We start from the raw sequence: 18,211 nt of genomic DNA, 5'->3' as shown, positions 1-18,211 counted from the left end.
CCATGCTGGGCACACTAAAAAACACCGTTGAGAATTCTCAACGGTGTTCATTCCTTACATCTGAATTTGAGGAAACTGCTTGATAATGGCTGCTGAAATATAATCTGCCATGTGGAGAGCCTGCATTTCAATTTCATCAAACGTATTAATGGCTGCTTGATAGTCTTGTTGAAGTAAGAAAACTGTTTCTGATTTAAATAAATCCAAGTGTTTATACATCATTTCTCTCATATCTTCCTGTGAAATATAAGGGTTAATTGAGCTTAGAAATATAGCAATGTCATCGGCATTGGCATTGGCATACCATTTTTTATCAACAGACTCAAAGCTTTCCGTATCTCCATCTTTAGCCGCTTTCACAAGATCAGCAGCAATGACTAAATGATCTTTGATTAAAGCACCGTATTGGTCTCCTAATTGCTCACCGTAGTAAGGTTTAAGTGCGTTCCCCATTTCAGGAGCATTTCGTAATAATCGTGCTAAAACTGCATCTAAATCTGGTGAACTATTAATTAAACTCATAATAGCAGATTTTGTCCAGTAGACATGCTGCTCCCATAGTAAACGCATCGTATTTCGTAATTCATGCTCAGCTCGACTAACACAGGGAGTATAATAAACCCCTGTGGGATACACGTAAATACACATTAAATACCCTCCAATTCGTATCCATATATACTATTCTATATACGCAATTGAGGTACCAATTTTTTTGAACACAAAACCAAATAAACCTTTATTATTAAGATTGTTTTACAAGTTCGCTATTCAAAAGGCTTTGATAAGCTACAGCAATATCCATTCCAACTATTGCATTATTCTTATTCAAATATATTTTCCAAACTTTTACCATTTGTTAATTTTACCTACCGTTATCCTATGCTTCAGCTAATTCTTTTTCAATGATTACTGTAATAAACTAAACTCTTACTCCATATGCATCATCTTGACGAATTGATTGATAGACTTCTGTTTAATTGATTTTCAACTCTAAATATTAAATCATTTCAAAGGTTATTTCGTCACACGAACTTTTCAATTGATTTACTCCTTCGAATATTGCTACTATAGGAGTAGCTTATAAAAAAAGGAGATCACCTAATGACAACTTTTAATGAAAAATTATCGAAGTATGCTGAGTTAGCAGTTAAAGTAGGCGTAAACATTCAAAAAGGTCAAAGTTTATATATCACAGCATCGATTGATAACCCTGAATTCGTTCGTTTATTAACAAAAATGGCGTATGAAGTTGGAGCAAAACAAGTATATGTAGACTGGACAGATGACGTGATTACACGTACACGTTTCGAATTGGCTCCAAGTGAATCTTTCGAGGAGTATCCGGCATGGAAAGTACAAGAACGTGAACAATTAGCTGATCAAGGTGCTGCATTTATGAGTGTAGTATCTTCAAGTCCTGATTTATTAAAAGGAATTGACTCGTCTCGTATTTCAGCATTCCAAAAAGCAGCTGGAACAGCATTAACAAAATATCGTCAATATATTCAATCAGACAAAATTAGTTGGACGGTCATTGCGGCTCCGTCTAAATCTTGGGCAGCTAAAGCATTTCCAGATGTAGCGGAAGATGAACAAGTCAGTGCTTTATGGGATGCTATCTTTAAAGCAGTTCGAGCGGATGTAGATTCTCCAATTGAAGCTTGGGCGAAACACGATGACACACTTCATGAGAAAGTTGATTACTTAAACGACAAAAACTACAATAAATTGCACTACACTGCTCCAGGGACTGATCTTACTATTGAACTTCCAAAAGGACATTTATGGTGTGGGGCTGGCAGTGTAAATGAAAAAGGCGCTTCGTTCATGGCGAATATGCCTACTGAAGAAGTATTTACGGTTCCATTGAAAACGGGTGTTAATGGTGTTGTCTCAAGTTCAAAACCATTGAGCTATGGCGGAAACATCATAGACGACTTCAAGATTACATTTGAAAAAGGTCGCATTGTTAAAGTTGAAGCGGCTGAAGGACAAGAAGTATTACAACGATTAGTTGATACTGATGAAGGGGCAAAATATTTAGGAGAGGTTGCTTTAGTTCCTCATCACTCCCCTATTTCTGAATCTGGATTACTTTTCTATAACACTCTATTTGATGAGAACGCATCAAACCATTTAGCAATTGGTAGTGCCTATGCATTCTGTTTAGAAGGCGGCAAAAAAATGTCCTCAGAAGAACTACAAGAACATGGCTTAAACCAAAGTATTACACATGTTGACTTTATGATTGGTTCAGACCAAATGGACATCGATGGCATTTTAGAAGATGGTTCTAAAGAAGCAGTATTCCGTGGCGGTAACTGGGCTTTTTAAACGGCAATTTTCACCAGTTTTAATTAACCACTACTAGAATTCTCTAAAATCATGTATAATACTAATTATTAAACAAATGATTAATAGAGAGGGGAATTACAATGGCTTTAGGTGTAGTAACTGTAATTGGCTTTATGGCTATTCTAGGAGTAGTTACTTATTTCATTATGTATTTTTTGCAAAAAGCTTTAATTTCTCGTGATTCACAAGTAATCGATCCAAAACCTGAAAATACATTCTAATATTTAGTAAAGCAGTCGTCTTTGAACGATTGCTTTTTTTTGTTATCATAAAACATTTTTTTTACATTTTAACCACAGACATATAACAGAACGACTACAAAATCCTACAAGTTACTTATTTTCCACCCCCCTTCTCTATCTTATATCACATAAAACACTGCAATAATTGATATCTCCCATTAAGTACCACATGGCATAAGCACTAAACTCCTCTATACTTATATAGCAAACTGCTTAGAGGAGGAATCTGTATGTTTTCAAGTATTGATTTAGGGATTGATTTAGGAACCGCTAACATCCTTGTATATACAAAAAATAAAGGCATAATTTTAAATGAACCATCGGTCGTAGCGGTGGATACAAAAACAAGACAAATTATTGCATTTGGTGATGAAGCTAAAAGCATGATAGGTAAAACACCAGGTTCTATTACCGTCATTCGTCCTTTAAAAGATGGGGTGATTGCTGATTTTGATGTGACAACTGATATGTTGCGCATGGTAATGAAGAAAATAGGCAAAAAATTAGGAAGTTCTGTTCGTAAACCGAACGTTATGGTATGTACACCTTCAGGCGCTACATCAGTAGAACGTCGTGCCATTCATGATGCTGTAAAAAATAGTGGGGCTAAAGAAGTTCATTTGATAGAAGAAACAGTAGCCGCTGCAATTGGTGCAGACCTGCCTGTCAGTGAGCCAATTGCTAGTGTAATCGTAGATATTGGTGGTGGAACAACTGAAGTGGGAATCATTTCATTTGGTGGCGTTGTCTCTTCAAACACCGTAAAAGTTGCTGGGGATCGTATGGATGAAGACATTATTCATTTTGTTCGCAAAAACTTTAATGTATTAATCGGTGAACGTACCGCTGAAAGAATCAAAATTGAGGTGGGCTACGCTTTAATTCCACATACAGTGGAAACAATGGAAGTTAGAGGTCGTGACGTATTAACAGGTCTTCCAAAAACAATAACGATTAATTCTGTTGAAGTGCAAGAAACATTAAAAGAATCGTTGTTATCGATTTTAGAAGCGATCCGCGCAACGCTTGAAAGCTGTCCTCCAGAACTATCAGGAGACATTGTTGACCAGGGTGTTGTGTTAACTGGTGGCGGTGCTTTATTAAAAGGCATGCAAGAATGGTTATCTAATGAGATATCTGTCCCTGTTCACATAGCTCCTCAACCTCTTGAGTCTGTAGCAATTGGTACAGGTCGCTCACTAGTAATGATAGATAAATTACAAAAAATTGCCCGCTAATCACACATGAAACGGACAACCCGACGAGCGAGATGATTCTGTCATCTCGCTCATATTTTTGAGTAAAATTGGGCGTTTTTGTTTAATGAAATTGGGCGACAACTCTTCATTTACAATGCCTTGATGGAAAATAGGTGTCAACGATGGAGATATTGGTGGGACAAGCCAGGTCCAATCGCCTTTTACTTCTCTTTGTAATTTATCTTCCTTTTCACGAAATGTTTGAAATTGTTGTGCGGCGGTATAATGATCAACTATTTGTACACCTGCTTGTTTAAATGATGCATACACAGCATGCTGTAATTCAACAAGGGCTCTGTCTCTCCAAAATGTTGTAGTACTTGACGTATCAAGTTCCAATTGCTTAGCAACGTCTCTCAATCGATTGTAGCGATATGAATCCACAAAATTTCGCGCTGCAATTTCAGTTTCCATATACCAACCATTAAAAGGAGCAGGATAACGTAATCCTCCAATTTCAAGAAAGCGATCTGCAATAATTGGTACTGCATACCATTTTAAATTAAGCGGACCCCAATTTTTATTAATCGGATGATCGATCTTAATTTCAAGAACCTCTTCTTTTAAAATAGGAATAATACTAGGTGGTCCTTCATTCCATTGGAAAATAACAGGCAAAAAATCGTATGGTGTTCTATCTCCTTGCCAACCTAATTTTTGTGCTACTTTTGTTAATTCTAAGGAAGCGGGATCTCCAAGAATTTCACCTGATTCTTCCAAATAACCTGCATATCGAATTAATTGATGGCTCCATATTTGTACTTTTTGTTGCTCATTAAATTTCAGGGGTGGGAAAATTGTAATGGTAGATCTAATTTTCCCTTCATTTGTTGCATGTTGAATATGATGATGGATATGCTGTGCTACTTCTTCTTGTGACTCAACATCTCTCGCATCAAAAACATCAAGCGTTTCCCAAAACAATCGACCAATACACTTAGCACTGTTGCGCCATGCGAGTTTAGCTCCATATGTTATTTCATCGAACGTGTGTATGTAAGTTCCGGTCGACTCTATTTCTTCTTTAACAATAAGTTGGCGATTCATTATCGTATCTTCAGAATGTCCATTTTCATTTCCATATTGCGAAAGAAACTCAAACGCTTGATTAACTAATAATTTGTTCATATATGTTCATCCTTTTTTTCTTCATACATTTAGTTTAAGCAATATTTTCTTTACTCTCAATGTTAAAGTGGCTCATATTTAGTTATTTTTAATGTGTGTGACGTAAAAGTGGATAATCTCCATGAAAATCATCTACAATAAGAAAAAGAGATACTAGGGGGAAACGACATGTCTTTATTAAACGAGATTCTATCATTTAATCAAAAATTTGTTTCTGAAAAACAATATGAACAATTTATTACCACGAAGTTTCCTGACAAAAAAATAGTTATATTAACGTGCATGGATGCACGTCTATTTGAACTTTTACCAAAGGCTATGAATTTTAAAAATGGGGATGTAAAAATTGTAAAAAGTGCTGGTGCAGTTATCAACCATCCTTTTGGTGGAATTATGCGGAGTTTGCTTGTAGCTGTGTACGAATTGAATGCTGAAGAAATATACATAATCGGTCATTATGATTGTGGGATGGGTGCTATCCAACCTCAAGAAATGATGCAAAAAATGATTAATCGAGGCATTACACACGATACCATTAATATGTTGAACTATTCAGGAGTTAAGTTAACCGATTGGTTACGTGGATTTGAAGATGTGCATGAAAGTGTACGTCATAGTGTTGATATGGTACGAAATCACCCATTATTGGTGAAAGAAGTTGCTGTTCACGGGTTAGTTATTGATCCCGCAACAGGTAGATTAGAAGTTGTAGAATAATAAACAAACGAAAAGAGCCGAGTAATTGGGCTCTTTTCATTTTTTATAAGGCTGATGGTTTTTTTCTTCGATAAATCCATTGTTGATACTGAAAACGCATGACACAACCAATGCAAAACCCTAATATAGCTAAGAGAGCAGCTATACCAACCATTATTGTGGACACATTAAACAATAGGGTCCAGTTCATTAAAAAACCTATGCATGCAATTAATAGAAATCCTACAGCCAACCATTGATTAAATTTAAGCTGAATATAGTCTTCTTGGACATATAGATTTGCTGGTTTAGATAAAAAACGTTTAACAATTGCTAAAATGGGATGGAACCCAGTAAATAAACTTAAAATACATGAGACAAGCGGAATAAGCAGTATCCATGCTGTTTGAGTGATTAATGCAATGATTACTGACAATACAATGGTCCACTGATTCGCTAATACAAGAGGCTTCGGAATTGTTTTCATTATAATACCCACTATTCTTATTGGTTTTAAAGTATATTATATGTTTGTTTCTACAGATTGTAAATATATCCGCCTATATATAACAATATTTCCCGGGAAATCGACAAAAAAGCTGGATTCTCAAATGAGAAACCAGCCATTCATCAATTTACGCCATCTCCGCCAAGCGGCCTTACCTTTTCAATAATCATCTTCTAGTACCGCATAGATAAAATGATCTTCCCACTTACCATTAATAAATAATAGCTGTCGAAGTAATCCTTCTCTTTGAAATTTCACTTTTTCCAACACACGAATTGACCCACCATTACGTGGAGATACATATGCTTCAATTCGATGTAAGCCTATAACTTCCATCCCATAATTCACAAGCAACTGAACCGCTTCAGTTGCAATCCCTTTACCAACATTCATTTCATCAATAGAATACCCGATAAAGGCACTTGAAAAAGGAAGTCGTTTTATGTTGTACATGGAGATATGACCAATCAGTTCTCGTGTTTTGTAATCATATATACCAAAATTAAACTCCCGTTTACTTTTCATATGATGTAGTGATTCTAAAATCTTTTCTCGTTGAACAGCTGCTGTAAAATATGCATCTTGATGTCTTGGTTCAAAAATCGACCAGTAAAATCGGTTTTTTATAACAAGATTTGCTAAAATAGCAGCATCTTCTTCACGTAATGTTTGTAAAAAATATTTTTTCCCTTGTAATAGTATCATTTAAAGTCACCCTTTAGATGAAGTTAATGCCAAAAACTCTTCCACATCTTTAGTACATAGTGCAATACCTTTTTCCCAGAAAGCATGTTGAGTGATGTCTTCGCCTAAATGTTTCATCGCTAAATCTTCTACTGACATAATCGCCGTGTCTTGAAGTAAAGAGATATACTTTTCTTCAAAGTTACTACCTTCTTCAATTGCTTTTGCATAAATGCTCAAACTGAATAAGTAACCGAATGTGTATGGGAAATTATAAAATGGCACACGAGAGATATAGAAATGCAGTTTAGAAGCCCAGAAATGAGGGTGAACCTCACCAAGTCCATCTCCATACGCTTCACGTTGTGCTTCTTCCATTAATTTATTTAATCGAGTTGCAGAGACAATTCCTTTTTTACGTTCCTCATAAAAACGGGTTTCAAACAAAAATCGAGCATGAATGTTCATAAAGAACGCTACACTGCGTTGAATTTTATCTTCCAACAGTGCTAATTTTTCTTCATCTGTTTTCGCTTCTTTAACTGCAGCATCCGCTACAATCATTTCAGCAAATGTAGAAGCAGTTTCAGCTACACCCATTGCATATTGACGATTCATCCAGTGTACCGGACGGAGTGCATGTGAATGGAAGGCATGACCCAGTTCATGTGCTAACGTTGCGACATTAGACATCGTTCCACTATATGTCATGAAAATACGGGATTGCTGTGACAACGGCATACCTGTACAAAACCCGCCAGGACGTTTATTCGGACGGTCTTCAGCTTCAATCCACTCATCTTCAAATGCTTTACGGGAGAATTTCTCAAGCTCTGGTCCAAACTTACCAAACTGTTTTAAAATAAATTCTGCACCTTCTTGATACGATACTTTTTTAGTTGATTTCGTAACTGGTGCGTCTAAATCCCACCAATTCATAGCATCTGCTCCAACTAACTCTGATTTGCGTTTCAAATAATTTACAAAAGGTGTTTTGTGCGCACTAATTGCTCCCCACATTGCGTCTAAAGTTTCCTGCTTCATTCTATTCATATGTAATGGTTCTCTTAAAACCGAATCCCACCCACGTTTTTTGTAGACAGCTAATCGGAACCCTGCCATATGATTTAATGTTTTTGCAAAGAACTCTTCTTTTTCTGTCCAGGCATGTTCAAGTGCATCAAATGACTCTTTTCTGACTGTAGCATCAGAATGTGAACTTAAATTACTTGCTTGACCAACTGAAAACTCTTTTTCTTCGCCATCAACCGTGACACGAACTCTCACGTCACCCACTAATACATCATATAATTGGCTCCAGCCGTGATAACCATCTACACTAAGAGCGGTGATCATGTCTTCTTCTTTCTCTGTCAGCAATTCTTTTGCTTCATCTCTCCATTCATTTAAAACAAAAGCAAATTTTATTAATTGATTATCTTCCATTAAGGAGGCCCAAACACTATCTTCTGTTTTTGATAATTGTTGCTGAACTACTAACATAGATGAAGAAAAACGAGCACCTAAAGAGCCCATTTCCCCTTGTAATAAATTGGCTTGTTTATCCAACGTATCTTGTGCTAAATAGCAACCAATTACTGCTCCAGCTTGCGATAAATTTTCAGCTATCTCTTTCGTTTCCTCAATAATAGAGAAAATTTTATTAGAGTCTGTTTCACCTTGTGGTACTTCAAATGTTGATAACCTTTGTTGAAATGTATCTAATTTTACGGATAAAGTATTTAAGTGCTCTCGAAGTTCAGGTGATGAACTTCCCCCTTTAAAAAATACGTCTAAATTCCAAACTTCAGAGTACGTTTTGGTAGTCAATATGTTACCCTCCAGTTATTTCTAATTTTTCTGAAAATACTCCGTAATTATATCATGCATCTTCGCCTTGCGAAACATCATCATGTGAGTTAACAGGTATGCCTTTTTCCACACATACTTGCATAATATGTTCTAGAATTCTTTTTAAAACAACTATTCGTGCATATTTTTTATCATTTGCTTCCACAACAATCCACGGTGCATAATTAATGTTTGTTTTTTCAAACATTTCCTCAGCTGATTCTATATAACTTGTCCATTTTTCACGATTACGCCAATCTTCATCCGTTAGTTTCCACTGTTTATTTGGATCAATACGTCGTTCTTCAAAACGTTTTAACTGTTCCTCTTGTGTTATATGCAACCAGCATTTCACAACGATGTATGATTCATCCGTCAGCATTTTTTCAAAATCATTTATTTCTTTATAAGCTCTTTTCCATTGCGGCTTTGTTGCAAATCCTTCGATACGTTCTACTAAGACTCGTCCATACCAAGAACGATCAAAGATACTAATTTGTCCGTGTTGCGGAAGCTTCCTCCAAAAACGTTGAAGGTAATGGTATCTTAATTCATGTGGTTGAGGAGCGGCTATCGGGTGAACTCTAAGTCCTCGGGGATCCAACCTTTCCGATAATCTTTTAATCGCCCCCCCTTTTCCAGCTGCATCCATCCCTTCAAAAACGAGCACAAGACCCACTTTTTCGTTGAATAAATGTTGTTGAACGTTTAACATGTCGTATTGGAGCTGTTTTAATTCTTTGTTGTATTTTTTCTTATTTTCATATCGTTGGTCCATAAGTAATTCATTTAATCGAATGTTCATCCAAATCCCCCATTCTTCTGTCTCTTATTTTACAGAAATTTTCGGTAAATTGGAAATTGATGTTATCGTTACAAGGCGTTATACTACAGTATAGGAGGTGAATGCTATGGTTCGTTTCGCACTTATGGTAATCTCACTAATCGGTGTAATTACTGTTAATGCTTTAGCTAATATCTTGCCTTTAAATAATCAAACTACAGGTGAGATATCCAATCGTCTTCCGGTTTTATTTACTCCAGCAGGATACGTATTTTCGATTTGGTCTGTCATTTATCTATTGTTAATCTTTTGGGTAGTAGGCATGTGGAAAAAGCGTACACAAAATGACGCTGCCTATGCAAAACGCTCAACTCTGTTTATCATTAGTTCTATTTTGAATATGGCATGGATTTACTTGTGGCACTATGAATCTTTTTTATTAACAGTTGTAGTAATGATTGCATTACTTGTCACTCTTATTATTTTATACGGCACTTATAAGGTTACAGATAATCTGGTCGCGAGTCGACTACCTATTTCTATTTATTTAGGGTGGATCAGTGTCGCCACAATTGCCAATATTAGTTATGTTTTAACCTTTTATGAATGGAGTGGCTGGGGTTTAAGTAACCCATTATGGGCTGTAATTATGATGACTATCGCTACAGCACTTGCATTACACATTCGTTACCATCATTTTGATATTGCATACGTCCTGGTCTTTATTTGGGCTTTTATTGGGATAGCCGTTCGAAATGGTTTAGAAGAATTACTAGTCTCAACAGCCGCCTTCTTCTTAAGTGCAGTCATGCTTTCTGGCATCCTATTTATTAAAAAAAGACCAACTGCGCGTTCGTAGCAGTTGGTCTTTCGCTTTTAATTTATTTTCGTTATTAGAATAGGTTTATCTTTCGTGACAATCACGGTATGCTCGATTTGAGCTACAAGTGATTTGTCTGGAGTAAGAAATGTCCAGCCATCACCAGACTCCACAATATGTTCCGCTTTTTCTGAAATAAACGGCTCAACCGCTAAAACCATTCCTTCTTTCAATATGGTTGGTTCCCATGCGTCAAAGTAGTTTAAAATATGTTGTGGGGCTTCATGAAGAGATTTCCCAATACCATGACCAGTTAAATTCATAATGACAGTAAAACCATTCTGTTTTGCTTCGCGTTCAACAGCTTTACCTATTTGATTTAAACGAGCGCCAGCTTTCACTTTTAACATTGCACGGTCAAATGCACTTTCAGCCACTTCGCATAATTTTTCTTTATTGTCGTAACCTTTCCCAATAACAAATGAAATGCCTGTATCTGCAAAATAACCATTTAACGATCCAGAGACATCAATATTTACAAGGTCACCATCTTTTATAACACGTGAACCTGGAATACCATGTGCGACTTCTTCGTTAACACTAATACATGTGAAACCTGGGAAATCATATTCCCCTTTAGGACCTGAAATCGCCCCTTTTTCTTTAAACATACGTCCACCAAGATCATCAATTTCTTTCGTTGTGACACCCGGTTTTGTTATTGCGCGCATCGAGTCGCGAATATCTGCAACAATTCGGCCTATGGCTTTTAACGACTCAAAGTCTTCAGTTGTTTTTGCAATCATAATCGATAAATCCTTCTTTCTAAAATATCTAGCCATACTATACCACAACAAAAGGCGCTTTCCCATCAGCTAGAATAATTATGAACATTCAGATAAAATAAAGATGTTTTGCATAATAACAATTTATATAATTTTGATGTGAAGTCAAGGGCTTCATTGTCCATTGATTCTTCGTGTACTACTCTTTCACATTTCACACAGAATTATGCTTTTTGTGGTCTAAGTAAACGTGAGGCAGCTAAGAATAGTAATGAGCATGTAACTGCCGTTAATAAAAACACAGGAATCATGTACGTCGCATTATAGATACTAGAATAGATGAATAAATTGGCACCTTCTTCAACATACATACCAAAGAATAAAATGCCGGTAATTACGTGAGTGACATAACGTAATAATGAACCAATCAATACAGCACCTACAATTATAGAAATTATTTTCCCTCGATTATTTTGTTGGGCATATTTAAAATATTGATTACGAAGTATTCCAGCAAATCCAACAACACCATATGCAATTAAATAATCCAAAATTACTTGCATAACTACAAAACTAAACGATAGTGGTGCTACAGAAATTAATCCTGAAACAATTTGCAACAATCCTACTAACAAACCAGTAATTACACCAGCTAATGTGCCTCTGCGAAATGCCATTAAGACAATGGGAATCATCACTAAACTAACTGATCCTCCTTGTGGCATTTTAAATGCCACAAAGTCCAATACAAACCCTAACGCAGCAAATATTGCAATCTCTACTAATAATAATACTTTTTGATTTCTCATCTTTCTTCCTCCTTTTGCGATGTGCTGCAAATCGCGAGTCAGGGTGAAAAAAACCATAAAAAAAACGACCTCAGGGACAGAGCCTGACGTCATTGGAGTCGGTTTCTATCCACATCCCTGCGCAAGCATTAACTTACAGGTTCTAAGGGTTAGAACTTTTCTCGTTCACTCTCAGCCATTACAGGCTCCCCTTGTGGTACATACATTAAATTTTAATAATACGAGTTTATTGTACAGAAAGTTAGAAAGAGAAACAAGAGGCTAATGGCAGTCCTGTGACTTTCAACTATTTATCGCTATACTAGGTATATAAAATTCAAAAGGCTGTGAATGGTACATGATCAATTTATTGAAAAATTTAGTAGCAATCAAAAGTGATACAGAGATTGGTGCAAATGACGCACTACGGTATTGTTCGTCGTGGCTTACAAGTCATGCGATCCCACATCAAGTCCTCGAAAATGAAGGACGCTTAATGATTCACGCAGAGGTAGGTCAAGGTCCTACGACCATCGTATGGAACGGACATGTAGACGTAGTCCCTGCGAAAATTGAACAGTTTAATCCAATTATTGAGGGTGACAGACTATATGGCCGTGGTTCTGCAGATATGAAGGCTGGAGTTGCTGCAATGATGGAAGCTTTCCGACATATTTCTTCTATTCCAAAGCAATTGCAACAACTCGTTGTTTTGCATATAGTAACCGATGAAGAAACGGGTGGTCACAAAACATCTGGTCATCTTGTTGAGACTGGTCATTCTGGCGACTTTGTCATTTGTGGTGAGCCAACCCAATTAAAATTAAGTGTTCAATCAAAAGGTGTTTTGCAAATACATATCACATTTCTAGGAAAAGCTGCACATGGTTCACGTCCTTGGGAAGGAACAAATGCAATTGAAGCATCATACATATTTCATGAAAAGCTTATGAACTTACCTTTTACAAAAGCAAGTAATTGTTATTTTGAATATCCTTCCATTAACTTGGCTAAAATTCAAGCAGGTGATCGCTATAATGTTGTACCTGACCATTGTGAAGTTGGATATGATATTCGCTTTATTCCTGGCCAAAAATGGGAAGAAATTTTACAACAAATTACCGATTTAGCACATTCAATTAATTCAAAAAACATTGTCAAAGTTTATGATAAAATGTCTGCTATTATCACCTCAGAAGATAATAATTACATTAAGTCACTATCTGAATTAACAGCTAAAGTCACACAAAAAGAAGCTGTTCTATTTGGTCAGCATGGAGCTGCAGATACACGTTTTTATGTTAACACAGGAGCTATAGCTATTGAATTTGGTCCAAGTGGTGATGATTGGCATGGTCCGAATGAATACGTATTGATTTCATCAGTAGAACAATATGCAGATATTTTAACGAAACATGCGTTGACTTGAAACCATTTGCATATGTTTCGTATAAATAGCTAATAGAGTTTTAAGGAGGAATAAAATTGGATAATCGACGTGTTTTATCCGCTTTGTGTTACTTCAGTATTCTATTTACCCCATTTTTATTACCAATTATCATTTACTTTATTACACCTGATCCAGAAGTTAAGCGTCATGCAAAACGCTCACTACTTTCACATGCAATCCCAGTTGCACTTGGAATTGTCGGTTTTATTATATTAATGGTTTTGTCTCTTACGATGTATAGTACTTCCGACTTTTCAATTCAACCAGGTACATCAGTTGATTTCTTTGCCGCTAGCATACCATTATTGTTTTTGATAGTTTATGGTGTTCTTTCGATTGCTGTATTGATTTGGAACATTATTCAAGGAATTAAAGTGCTTCAGTAGGTTTACTTTTTACTTCTTGTGGGAAATAACAATAGTGACAGGAGTGATATACATGAAAATTGGTAAATTAATTAAAACAACTATAAAGTTTGCACCTATCATTATTCCAATCGTTAAAAAAGTTATTGATTCTAGAAAAGGTACTAAAATCACATATACACGCAAATAAAAAGTTGGAACTCGTTAACTCGAGTTCCAACTTTTTTAAATGAAAGGTTTCATTTCAGATAGTGCTAAATATTCTTCTTCTAAAAACGAAGATGGCAATACTGCAGATTCGTCACCCACTTCATTAGCATCCTGTTGTTCTTGCATAATCTGTTCAAAGCTACGAGGATTTGCAGGAGGCACCTCATTTTTCATTACCTGCATTGAGCCTTTTGAATAGACATTGAAAAAACTGTTCGCCATTGCTCGGTATCCCTCTGCATTTGGGTGCACATCTGCTGCATTTGGTACTTTATCTATTGCATTATTACCGAAAGCAGCATCAACTGACACAAAATTCACACCTGCTTTTTTAGACACTTTTGCTAAAATATCATTAAGACGATCTAATTGTTTAGCCGTACCGAACTTTTGCGATTCACGTGCATGTGGATACGCAAAATAATAACCCATTACATAAATTTCTGCTTTCGGTGCTATTTTTTTCAAGTCGGTTAACATCGTTAACATGTTTTTCCGGACGGTATTTAATGAAAAATCCACGGGAATCTGTTGAAAGGATAATGATCCAGACTTATCATTCGCTTGAATAAGCCTCAAAAGATCGTTGGCTCCGGCTGAAATTGTAATGACATTTGCATTTTTAATCAGTTGTTTCGCCTCTTTAGATTGCACACGTTCAAGCACATCGGCAGTCGTAAATCCCGGAAATGATAAATCTTTCGAATAAAAAACAAGTGGTTGATTCCTCGCAATTTCTTGGGCAATTAAATCACTATAACCTGTATCAATTCCACTCATGGGTGTTTGACCAGCAGCAATAGAGTCGCCCAGTGCCACATAGGAAACAGGACCAAATACTTGAGCACTTGTTTGAAACGGTACTAGAAATACACTACAGATTACCAATATGGCAGTTAATCGTCTTTTTATCATAAAGTCACCTTCTTAAAATGCCCAGTTCCCTTGACGGAAAATAGGTTCTATTTTACCATCTTCACGTTCACCATCAATATCCATTTCCTCACTACCAATCATGAAATCTTCATGAGTGATCGATGTATTTAATCCTAAAGCCTGAAATTGTCCTTCTTCTAAATCACTAGCACCTTCAACACACGTTGGATAGGCTTCTCCAATCGCTAAATGGTTGGATGCATTTTCATCAAACAATGTGTTGTAAAATAAAATACCAGAAGACGAAATGGGTGATTTATGCGGAACCAAAGCCAATTCTCCAAGATAAGCTGACCCACTGTCATTTTGAATTAATCCTTGAAGTAAGTCATTTCCTACCTCCGCTTGTGCCTTTACAATTTTGCCATTTTCAAACGTAAACGTGAAACCATCAATGATATTACCTTGGTAAACAAGTGGTTTTGTATTGCGAACATATCCGTTAACACCTAATTTTAAAGGAGCTGTATAGACTTCTTCAGTAGGCATATTCGCAATAAATGCAGTCTTGTTAGGCGTTTTACTTGCACCAGTCATCCATAGGTGTTTCGCTGGTAATTCAATTGTTAACTCTGTACCAGGTGCTTTATACATGATTTTTTTATAGCGTTTGTCGTTTAATGCAGTTGCACGCTTTTCTAATTCACTAATATGAGTCTTCCACTGTTCAACAGCAGTTCCATCACCAATTCGGACTGTTTTAAAAATAACTTCCCATAACGTGTTTAATTGTTCTTCTTTTGGCAACTCCGGAAATACTTTTGCTGCCCACTTTTGAGAAGGTATCGCAACAATTGACCAAGCGATTTTATCTGACATAACAGCAGAACGGTATTTTTCTAACGCACGACCTGCTACTTTATGTTGATCAGAAATACGTTTAACAGGAACTCCTGCTAATAAATCAGGATCTTCCGCATCAATCCATAATAATGCTCCTTTTTGATCAATCAATTCATCTCGCTGTGCTACCATCCATGCTGGAAACTCATGCATTTCAGATTCAGCAGCAAACTCATAAAAAGCACGATTGGTTGGTCCATCTGAGAAGTTTACATGGACGCGTTTCGCTCCTGCATCGTAAGCTTTTTTAACAACTAGACGCGTAAAATCAAGTGTTTCCGTCGTCGTGTTTATTAACACATATTGACCAGGTTGGACGTTAATTCCTACACGCACAGCCAAATTAGCATATTCTGCTAATTTTTCATCAAAAGTCATTTCTTTTTCCCCCTTTGTAGCAGGGTTTTAGATGACCCTTCAATTAATTTACCTTGATCCCATACTTTTTGTACCGGTTTAGATGGCAACTCTTTTGTCCATTTTTTATAATTCTTTTCATCTGTATATGTTAATAATGATAATACTTCACCATCAGCACCAGCACGACCTGTTCGGCCTGAACGATGCAAATATGGTTCGATCAAGTGCGGTACATCAACATGAATAACATGAGTCAAACCTTCTATGTCTAAACCACGAGCGGCAATGTCAGTAGCAATTAATATACTTACTTCTCCCTTGCGGAAAGAAGCCAATGCTTGCTTACGTTCTTCTTTTTTCATATCTGAGTGTAAAGTTACGATTTTTGCTTCACGGAATTTTAGCTTCGATTCTTTCATTAACAATTGATCTAAATTGTTAACAAAAGCTAAACCGCGTAATCCCTCCACATAAGCTAAACGTCGCAGTAGATCTGTTTTGTCACGTTCTTCTACTTTGACAAATGAATGTACTACTTTACCTTGTGCCGGTAATTCTTCATGTGTCACATGAATGCGCAATGGATCTTTCATCATTCGATTTGCTGCTAACTCAATTTCTTCGGTAATCGTTGCTGAAAGAACTACTATTTGACGGTCGTGATTAGAGCCATCAATAAGCGCTTTGATAATACCGCGATGTTCTCTAGCTAACAACTGATCGCCCTCATCTAAAACAATATGCATGATGTCATGCAGTTTAAGTTTTTTATTTTTGATAAATTCATTTAAACGGCCCGGTGTTCCAACGACAATTGTTGGTTTTTTCTTTAGTTTCTCTAATTGTCGAGCCATATTAGCTCCTCCAATTAATTGAGCAACTGTAATATCGGTATCAGCTGTCCACTCACGCAACACTTCAACAATTTGCATCGACAGTTCTTGTGAAGGTGTAACAATGAGCGCTTGCGTTTTGTGTAAGGAACCATCTACTTGATTTAATAGTGGCAAGACGTACGCTAATGTTTTACCTGAACCAGTTGGCGATTCTGCCACAACATCTTTCCCTTCAAGCATACTTGGGATTAATTGAGTCTGTACAGGCATTTCATATTCAAATTTCCATTTATTTTGAAGTTCGGGTTTTAGGTTTTCGATAAATGACATGGTTATTCCACCTTTATATTTACATGTTTTTAGTGTACCATAAAACGCTATTTTAAGCCTTTTTCAATTGGGACTGTAAGGTTTTCACAACTGATGTTGAACACCATGTTGCAACCTCAACTAATTCCCTAAATAACCCGAGGACATCAGTAAAATGGACAAAGTTTAGTGGTTGTACAATATATGACGTTGGTGAAATAAAATCCCCTTCTCGATAAAACAGGAGAAAGGGATGGAATTTCACTAATGTCATTTTTTAATAAATATCTATGAAACTAAAAAAAGCCTGATACACGCTGATTTCCGTTCCGAGCGGACGCGTTCCGTGGGGCGTGCGGTGAGCCTCCTCGTCGCGAAAAAAATCAATGCTCCTGCGGTTACTCGTCGCAAACGAATTGTGCACAATTCGTTTCCTGTGGGGTCTCACCTGTCACGCTAATCCCACCGGAGTCGCCGCTCTGCACTCCAATCAGCTAAGAGAATATAGGAAACATAAGTTCAAATAGATCCCTAACATTACTTTTGAAGAAAACTTCATAAAAGAAGGGACTTTTAAAGGGAAAGTATGTACATATGTCCTTGGAAAATTGACAGACAACCCTACACATTGCGAAGGGTGCGGTGTCAGAAACCGACTATACAGTTTATAAAAATGGGACTCAATCATCTCGAATTACCTTACCGATTACGGGTGTAAAACCAACTTATTTACTTTTGAAAAAGTAACGTTTCATATGTAAAGCGTGTAATTATAGTTTCACTCCAAAACACCTATCGTTCAAAAGAATAGGTTTCACAAAATGTAATGGCACAAGTCATACTAAAGTCTGCTGAAGCACAATCCTTAACGTCTATGGCAAGAGATTGTTCCATCTCACCTACAACTGTTTTAACGCTTGAATAACCAAGCTGCAAAACAATTTAAACCGTATTATTTTACCCTTTAAATTAAAACCAGCTGATAAACAAAGCGAACAAAAA

18 protein-coding genes and 1 riboswitch are annotated in these 18,211 nt (G+C 36.6%); of the genes, 7 read left to right on the top strand and 11 right to left on the bottom strand.

All coding sequences use genetic code 11. The annotated features are described in order from the left end of the window. Window positions 1–54: 54 nt before the first annotated feature. Complete coding sequence (locus C406_RS0113955; protein ID WP_192812619.1) at window positions 55–570, bottom strand: acetylglutamate kinase; 516 nt, start codon at window positions 568–570, stop codon at window positions 55–57. A 531-nt stretch (window positions 571–1,101) separates the two neighbouring features. Between C406_RS0113955 and C406_RS0113950 the strand changes: the two genes are divergently transcribed. The 3 genes from C406_RS0113950 (at window position 1,102) to mreBH (ending at window position 3,835) form a co-directional block, all read left to right on the top strand. Next, window positions 1,102–2,334, top strand: a complete 1,233-nt coding sequence (locus C406_RS0113950) for an aminopeptidase (RefSeq protein ID WP_017381264.1) — start codon at window positions 1,102–1,104, stop codon at window positions 2,332–2,334. 101 nt (window positions 2,335–2,435) lie between these two features. Continuing rightward, a complete protein-coding gene (locus tag C406_RS20830) occupies window positions 2,436–2,576 on the top strand; it encodes a hypothetical protein (RefSeq protein ID WP_017381263.1) in 141 nt (46 codons plus the stop codon). 251 nt (window positions 2,577–2,827) lie between these two features. Next, the gene (mreBH, locus tag C406_RS0113940) at window positions 2,828–3,835 is read left to right on the top strand and encodes a rod-share determining protein MreBH (protein WP_017381262.1); all 1,008 of its coding nucleotides are present in this window, start codon (window positions 2,828–2,830) and stop codon (window positions 3,833–3,835) included. Here mreBH and C406_RS0113935 read toward each other — a convergent pair whose 3' ends face one another. Continuing rightward, window positions 3,836–4,984, bottom strand: coding sequence for a nitric oxide synthase oxygenase (locus tag C406_RS0113935; RefSeq protein ID WP_017381261.1), 1,149 nt, complete (start codon window positions 4,982–4,984; stop codon window positions 3,836–3,838). A 168-nt stretch (window positions 4,985–5,152) separates the two neighbouring features. Between C406_RS0113935 and C406_RS0113930 the strand changes: the two genes are divergently transcribed. After that, window positions 5,153–5,701, top strand: coding sequence for a beta-class carbonic anhydrase (locus C406_RS0113930; protein WP_017381260.1), 549 nt, complete (start codon window positions 5,153–5,155; stop codon window positions 5,699–5,701). Window positions 5,702–5,744: 43 nt separating this feature from the next. Here the strand turns inward: C406_RS0113930 and C406_RS0113925 are convergent, their stop codons facing one another. The 4 genes from C406_RS0113925 to C406_RS0113910 all read right to left on the bottom strand — a co-directional run bounded on the left by C406_RS0113925 (window position 5,745) and on the right by C406_RS0113910 (window position 9,528). After that, window positions 5,745–6,167, bottom strand: coding sequence for a DUF4395 domain-containing protein (locus tag C406_RS0113925; protein ID WP_017381259.1), 423 nt, complete (start codon window positions 6,165–6,167; stop codon window positions 5,745–5,747). A 180-nt stretch (window positions 6,168–6,347) separates the two neighbouring features. Then, window positions 6,348–6,893: a GNAT family N-acetyltransferase gene (locus tag C406_RS0113920; protein WP_017381258.1), complete on the bottom strand. Its 546-nt coding sequence runs from the start codon at window positions 6,891–6,893 to the stop codon at window positions 6,348–6,350. A gap of 6 nt (window positions 6,894–6,899) precedes the next feature. Further along, entirely contained in the window at window positions 6,900–8,702 is a 1,803-nt protein-coding gene (locus C406_RS0113915; RefSeq protein ID WP_017381257.1) for a M3 family oligoendopeptidase, read from the bottom strand. 52 nt (window positions 8,703–8,754) lie between these two features. Beyond that, on the bottom strand, window positions 8,755–9,528 hold the full coding sequence (locus C406_RS0113910) for a polyphosphate kinase 2 family protein (protein ID WP_017381256.1): 774 nt from the start codon (window positions 9,526–9,528) through the stop codon (window positions 8,755–8,757). A gap of 106 nt (window positions 9,529–9,634) precedes the next feature. On the opposite strand from C406_RS0113910, the gene C406_RS0113905 reads away from it, so the two are divergent. Next, window positions 9,635–10,366, top strand: a complete 732-nt coding sequence (locus C406_RS0113905) for a tryptophan-rich sensory protein (protein WP_017381255.1) — start codon at window positions 9,635–9,637, stop codon at window positions 10,364–10,366. 17 nt (window positions 10,367–10,383) lie between these two features. Here the strand turns inward: C406_RS0113905 and map are convergent, their stop codons facing one another. After that, a complete protein-coding gene (gene map / locus C406_RS0113900) occupies window positions 10,384–11,133 on the bottom strand; it encodes a type I methionyl aminopeptidase (RefSeq protein WP_017381254.1) in 750 nt (249 codons plus the stop codon). A gap of 203 nt (window positions 11,134–11,336) precedes the next feature. Continuing rightward, window positions 11,337–11,921 (bottom strand): energy-coupled thiamine transporter ThiT, encoded by a 585-nt coding sequence (gene thiT / locus C406_RS0113895; RefSeq protein WP_017381253.1) that lies wholly within the window; start codon window positions 11,919–11,921, stop codon window positions 11,337–11,339. Between the two features lie 97 nt (window positions 11,922–12,018). Further along, a riboswitch (TPP riboswitch) is annotated at window positions 12,019–12,123 on the bottom strand. 147 nt (window positions 12,124–12,270) lie between these two features. Between thiT and C406_RS0113890 the strand changes: the two genes are divergently transcribed. Next, the gene (locus C406_RS0113890) at window positions 12,271–13,329 is read left to right on the top strand and encodes a M20 family metallopeptidase (protein ID WP_337471616.1); all 1,059 of its coding nucleotides are present in this window, start codon (window positions 12,271–12,273) and stop codon (window positions 13,327–13,329) included. Window positions 13,330–13,385: 56 nt separating this feature from the next. After that, window positions 13,386–13,736 (top strand): DUF4870 domain-containing protein, encoded by a 351-nt coding sequence (locus C406_RS0113885; protein ID WP_017381251.1) that lies wholly within the window; start codon window positions 13,386–13,388, stop codon window positions 13,734–13,736. A 204-nt stretch (window positions 13,737–13,940) separates the two neighbouring features. Here the strand turns inward: C406_RS0113885 and C406_RS0113875 are convergent, their stop codons facing one another. From C406_RS0113875 to C406_RS0113865, 3 genes are read right to left on the bottom strand one after another with little or no spacing between them, the layout of a single operon-like run. Then, entirely contained in the window at window positions 13,941–14,840 is a 900-nt protein-coding gene (locus C406_RS0113875) for an SGNH/GDSL hydrolase family protein (RefSeq protein WP_017381249.1), read from the bottom strand. Window positions 14,841–14,852: 12 nt separating this feature from the next. Beyond that, window positions 14,853–16,082, bottom strand: coding sequence for an aminopeptidase (locus C406_RS0113870; protein ID WP_017381248.1), 1,230 nt, complete (start codon window positions 16,080–16,082; stop codon window positions 14,853–14,855). After that, window positions 16,079–17,230 (bottom strand): DEAD/DEAH box helicase, encoded by a 1,152-nt coding sequence (locus tag C406_RS0113865; protein WP_017381247.1) that lies wholly within the window; start codon window positions 17,228–17,230, stop codon window positions 16,079–16,081. The genes C406_RS0113870 and C406_RS0113865 overlap by 4 nt, the downstream gene beginning before the upstream one ends. Window positions 17,231–18,211 lie beyond the last annotated feature (981 nt).

This window comes from Paenisporosarcina sp. TG-14, assembly GCF_000297555.1.
Classification (GTDB): Bacteria; Bacillota; Bacilli; order Bacillales_A; family Planococcaceae; genus Paenisporosarcina; species Paenisporosarcina antarctica.
The sequence above is the reverse complement of the archived record's forward strand: the minus strand, read 5'-3'. Positions and strand labels throughout refer to the sequence as shown.